The following is a 5,005-nucleotide window of genomic DNA, read 5'->3' as shown; positions in this document are numbered from 1 at the left end:
GGGCGTATGCGGCGATGCCGCGGGGCCGGTCGTGGCCGGTGCCGGGCCGCCCGCAGGTGACGGTGCGTTTCGGCCGGCCGCTGCGGGCGGCGCCGGGTGAGGATGTGCGCACGTTCACCGCGCGGCTGGCCGCGGAGGTCGACCGGTTGTGCGCCGAGGATGCGACGAGCTGGTGGGATGCCACCCGTGCCGCGCTCGCCGAGCAGCCCGCCGCCTCCCCGGCCGCGCGCGGCGCCGGGCCCGCGACCTCGGAGGCGGCCACCGGTGATACGGACGCCGCCACCGGTGATGCCGGTTCGGTGGACGCAGGTTCCCCCGGCGGTGCGGCGAACGCGGCCGGTGCCGCGCCGCGCCAGGCGACCGCCGCCGACCGCGACGGCGCCGGCACCTCCTCCCCTGACGGGCTGTCCCCCGGTGGGTCCGCGACCTCGGCGGCCGTCAGCGAGGCGCGTACCCTTGGCCGGCACCGTCCCCGTGCCGTGCCGCGGACTGGCGCCGGTCCGGTGTCGATTTCTGCGCGGCTGCGCGGCGCCCCGGATACCCCGACGGCGCGCTGGCGGCGCATCTGGGCGGCCACCGAACCGCTACCGCGCAACACCTCCCGCTCCCCCTGGCGCCGCTGAGCGGGTTCGGACGCCGTCGGTGCAGGAGCTAGTACGCTCCTCGCGTCGCCAGGCAGGGCGCGCGGTGGGAACACGGTGGGGCGGTGGGAACACGGTGGGAACGCGGAGGGCGTGATTGTGGCGGACCAGCCGGTGCGGATCGTCGCCCACGACCCGGCGTGGGCCGGCCGGTTCGGCGAGCAGCGCGACCGGCTCATGGCCATCCTGGGGGATCTGCTCGCCGGCGCGGTGGAGCACATCGGCTCCACCGCGGTGGCGGGCCTGCCCGCCAAACCCGTCGTCGACATCCTTGCCCCGGTGCACAGCCTGGATACCGCGCGCGGCGCGCTGCCGGCGCTGGCCGAGGACGGTTGGCTGGATTGGCCGGACGATCCCGCCGGGCACTACCGGCTGTGGTTGCTGCGCCCCCACCCGGCCGCGCGTACTCACCACCTGCACGTGATCGCCCACGGCGACCCGCACGCCGGTGCGCTGCTTGCCTTCCGCGACGCCCTGCGCGCCGATGCGGACCTCCGTGAGCGGTACGCGCAGCTCAAACGACGCGTCGCTGCGGCGCATCGCGACAACCGCAACGCCTACACCAACGCCAAGACAGCCTTCATCGAGCAGGCGCTGCGCGCGGTCGGGGTTGACCCACCGTCACGTGATCTCCTGGCGGAGTAGTCCGTTGCCGGCTACCTGTCTCTTCCACAGGGCTCGGCGGCGGTCAGGAGTTGCTGGAGGTTGTAGGCAGTTCGAACGCCTCGGAGCTGCCCATAACCTCCAGCATTTTCGCCGCGCGGACGATCCAGGAGCAGCACCGGGCGGCGCCCGATGGTCGGGCAGCGCCCCGACGCCGCCCGCCTCGTCGAGGCGATCCTCGCCTCCCGCGCGGGCTCGACGACGCCTCCCGCCCGGATCATGGTCCCCGCTCCGGCCGGATGGCCGGGTGGGGCGCCCATGCTGCCCCCGAGCGTGGCGCGGGTCGCCGCCCGCACGTGACTGTCCGCCGGGGCCGCTGGTCCAGCCGCCCCGGTGCGGCCTTGGGTGATCCGGCCGCCGCGCGTCCGACCGCCCTGGCTCCGGCCCGGTCCACCGAGGGGGTGTGCCGGGTCTCGGCCTGACGGGCCGGCCACCTTGATCTGTGTGCATGCGGTGACAGAACGATAGGAAAGGTGAGCCTGCAGGACTCGCTTGTCCCCCGCCCAGGTCGTTGCCCTTGCCGATGTCGCGGACTGAGCCGCCGCTGGGCGGGGGTCAGGTGGCGCCGGCGGTGCGGGGGGCACGGTCGACCGGGGGCGAGGAGATCAGCAGCAGGATCTCGTGCACCCGGGTGGACAGCAGCCGCGAGGGGCGCACGTCGAGGATGGCGACCATCTCGTCGAGGACACCGCCGGCGGTGGCCGGGTCGTGGTTGACCAGCGTGGTGGCCAGCGCCCCCAGCGCCCAGCCGCGTTCGAGGGTACCCGGGGTGGTGATCGACACGGCGCGGTACCCCGCGGAACGGGCACCGGGCACGGACAGCCGGGCCATCGCGTCGGCGACGACGCAGGCCTCGCGGACGTCGTCGAAGGCGGGCCAGCCCGGATGGCGCAGGCCGCGCACGACCGGGCGGTTGCGCAGGCGGGCCAGCGCGGCGTCGACGCCGGGAGAGTCCCCGGCGGCCGCGGCGAGGGTGACCTCGGCGGCGGCGGCCCAGCCGTGCAGGTAGGGATCTTCGACGGCGGCGGCGCGGGCGGCGGCGGCGCGGGCGGCGTCGAGGCGGCCGTCGGCGAAGGCGATGGCGGCGTCCAGGCTGCGGGAGGTGCCGGTGAGCAGCCGGTCGTCGAGCTGGGCGGCGAACTGCTCGGTGAGGGTGGCGAAGCGCCGCGCGGAGGTGTTCGCGCCGGTGTCGGCGGACAGCACGCCCAGGTAGAACGACAGGTAGCCGGCGACGCGGGTCAGCTCGATGTGCACCGCGGGTGACAGCCGCCGGGCCAGGGCGGCCTGCACGCGGCGCCAGTCGCCGATGATCGGTCCGAGCAGGCTGGTGTGGGGCGTGCTGAGCAGGGTGGTGGCGTAGCGGTAGAGGCGGTCGTCGAACTCGCTCAGTGCCAGCGGGTCGGGGTCGGCGTAGGCGATCTCCCTGGAGATCATCGCTGCGGCGCGGGCGGCGGCGGGCAGGGCGAACCTGTCCGGCGCCTGCGTGCCCGCCAACTCCACCGCGTCCATGCCCTGCATCCCCTCCACCTCCCGGCCGGGCGTGCACGCCGCCCGACTGCTCATCGGGCCAGGGCCCGGGCCCGGGGCGCCACACCCGGGCCGTACCGCGGCCCGGGTGTGCCGGGTGGCGCGGCTGGCGTGCCGCGGCGGCGCGGGCCGCGGGCGGTACCCGGGCCTGTCCGTCGCGTCGCGTGACCGGCGGGTGTCCGTGGCCGGTGCCCGCCGTGGCCGCCCCGACTCGGTGGGGCCGCTGCGGGTGCCGGAGCTGGGCTTCGACCTCGGGCCGTCGGCGTCGCGTGCACGGCGATGGTTCTCCCGGCGGTTGGTCGGACCGGCGGACGATGCGACGGTGGGCACGCTACCGCGCCCCCCGGGGGGTCTGTACAGAGGTTCGACGAACTCCACACCGCCCCCGGGTTGTCCAGAGGGGACATTCCGCCTCTTGTCGGCGGCGGAGGCGGCGTGTAAGGGGGGGCGCGGTGGCCCGACCGGGCCGGGTGCCCAGGCCCGCGGGCCTGGTCAGGGCCGGCGCCGGCGCGGCGGGTCCGGGCGGACGGTGTCGACGGCGGTGACGCTGCTCACCGTGGCGGGCCCGGTTCGGGTCGGCCCGGGCCGGGTGGGCATACCGGTGTCGCCGGGCCGTCCGCATGCCCCCCGGGTGGGGGTCACCCGCCGGTGGCCGCCGCCGGTGGTAGAGGCAGGGGCCGCCGACGCTTTACATACCGCCCGGTCGGTTTAATATGGGATGTATGGGTGATGCGGCGCCGATGGTCCCGGCGACGGCCAAGGGTGAGGCGACCCGCGCCCACCTGCTGCGCACCGCGGCGGTGGTGTTCGCCGAGCAGGGCTACGCCGCGACGACGATGGCACAGCTCATCGATGCCAGCGGGTTGACCAAGGGTGCGTTCTACTTCTACTTCCGGTCCAAGGCCGAGCTGGCGCTCGCCGTGCTCGGCGAGCAGAAGACCCGTTTCCTCGACCGGGTCGTGGCGGCGCTGGCGGGCCGGGAGCGGGCCGTTGACGAGCTGCTCGCGATGGTCCCGGTGATGGTCGAGCTGATCGAGAGCGACCCGGCGGCGTGGAGCGTCACCCGCCTGGCCCGGGAGCTGGCCGGCGAACCGCAGCTCACCGCGCGGGTCCGTGCGTCGATGGCGGCCTGGGTGGCGCTCGTCGCCGGGGTCGTGCGCCGCGCGCAGGCCGAGGGTGACCTGCGCGCCCACGTCGACGCCGACGCCCTCGCCGCGGTGCTCGTCGCCGCGTTCGACGGGTTGAAGTCGCTCACCGACGTCCTCGACGGCCCGCGGGCCTCGGCCCGCTTCGCCGAGCGGGCGGGGGCGCTGGTCGACCTCCTCGACCTGGCGTTGTGCGGCGGCCGTGCCGGCGTGGGCCCGGCGCCGCCCGGGGAACAGACCGATCAGATGGCAGGGAGAGGCTGATGGACCTGCAGGGACAGACCGCTGTGATCACCGGGGCGTCGACGGGCATCGGCGCGGTGTTCGCCCGCGAGCTCGCGGCGCGTGGTGCCGACGTCGTCCTCGTCGCCCGGAGTACCGACCGGTTGCAGAAGGTGGCCGAGGAGATCGCCGCCCGGTACCCGGTGCGCGCCGAGGTGGTCGCCGTCGACCTGTGCGACCCGGGCGCCGTCGACGTCGTCGCCGAGCGGGTCGCCGCGGCCGGCGGCCGGGTGGACCTGCTGGTCAACAACGCCGGTTTCGGCACCCACGGCGACCTGGTCGGGGCCGACCCGGTCCGCCTCGCCGACCAGGTGCGGCTCAACTGTGTCGCCGTGGTCGCGCTGACCGCCCGTTTCCTGCCCGCGATGGTGGCCCGCGGGCAGGGCGCGGTGGTGAACGTGGCCAGTACCGCGGCGTTCCAGCCGCTGCCGCACATGGCCGTCTACGGGGCTTCCAAGGCGTTCGTGCTGTCGTTCAGCGAGGCGCTGTGGGCGGAGGTGCGCCCGGCGGGGGTGCGGGTGCTGGCGCTGTGCCCGGGTGCGACCGAGACGCCGTTCTTCGACGTCGTCGGTACCCGCGACTCCGTCGTCGGCGCGATGCGTACGCCCGAGCAGGTGGTGGCCGCCGCGTTGCGTGCGTTGGACCGGGGGCGGCCGGTCGTCGTCGACGGGCGGCGCAACGCGCTGCTGGCCCGCTCCGGGCGCCTGCTGCCCCGGCGGATGCTGGTGGGGCTCGCCGGCCGTGCCG

5 protein-coding genes and 1 pseudogene are annotated in these 5,005 nt (G+C 75.8%); 5 read left to right on the top strand and 1 reads right to left on the bottom strand.

The window, feature by feature from the left end:
- The 3 genes and pseudogenes from NBZ85_RS27460 to NBZ85_RS27450 all read left to right on the top strand — a co-directional run.
- Positions 1 to 623: pseudogene (locus tag NBZ85_RS27460) on the top strand (lysophospholipid acyltransferase family protein); the annotation flags it as partial.
- Between the two features lie 111 nt (positions 624 to 734).
- A complete protein-coding gene (locus NBZ85_RS27455; protein WP_261562903.1) occupies positions 735 to 1,286 on the top strand; it encodes a GrpB family protein in 552 nt (183 codons plus the stop codon).
- Between the two features lie 150 nt (positions 1,287 to 1,436).
- A complete protein-coding gene (locus NBZ85_RS27450; RefSeq protein ID WP_261562901.1) occupies positions 1,437 to 1,604 on the top strand; it encodes a hypothetical protein in 168 nt (55 codons plus the stop codon).
- Positions 1,605 to 1,859: 255 nt separating this feature from the next.
- Here NBZ85_RS27450 and NBZ85_RS27445 read toward each other — a convergent pair whose 3' ends face one another.
- A complete protein-coding gene (locus tag NBZ85_RS27445) occupies positions 1,860 to 2,813 on the bottom strand; it encodes a hypothetical protein (protein WP_372517810.1) in 954 nt (317 codons plus the stop codon).
- Between the two features lie 740 nt (positions 2,814 to 3,553).
- On the opposite strand from NBZ85_RS27445, the gene NBZ85_RS27440 reads away from it, so the two are divergent.
- Positions 3,554 to 4,240, top strand: a complete 687-nt coding sequence (locus NBZ85_RS27440) for a TetR family transcriptional regulator (RefSeq protein ID WP_261562900.1) — start codon at positions 3,554 to 3,556, stop codon at positions 4,238 to 4,240.
- Positions 4,240 to 5,005, top strand: a 766-nt coding sequence (locus NBZ85_RS27435; RefSeq protein WP_261562899.1) for an SDR family NAD(P)-dependent oxidoreductase, incomplete at its 3' end; no start/stop codon positions are given. The genes NBZ85_RS27440 and NBZ85_RS27435, both read left to right, overlap by 1 nt.

The sequence above is a fragment of the Frankia tisae genome, assembly GCF_025403405.1.
GTDB lineage: Bacteria > Actinomycetota > Actinomycetes > Frankiales > Frankiaceae > Frankia > Frankia tisai.
This window is presented reverse-complemented; position numbering and strand designations above follow the sequence as displayed.

Bases quoted from the DNA above. Each gene is read 5' to 3' on its own strand.
- NBZ85_RS27450 (WP_261562901.1), top strand. From the start codon at position 1,437: ATGGTCGGGCAGCGCCCCGACGCCGCCCGCCTCGTCGAGGCGATCCTC.
- NBZ85_RS27445 (WP_372517810.1), bottom strand. From the start codon at position 2,813: ATGGACGCGGTGGAGTTGGCGGGCACGCAGGCGCCGGACAGGTTCGCC.
- NBZ85_RS27440 (WP_261562900.1), top strand. From the start codon at position 3,554: ATGGGTGATGCGGCGCCGATGGTCCCGGCGACGGCCAAGGGTGAGGCG.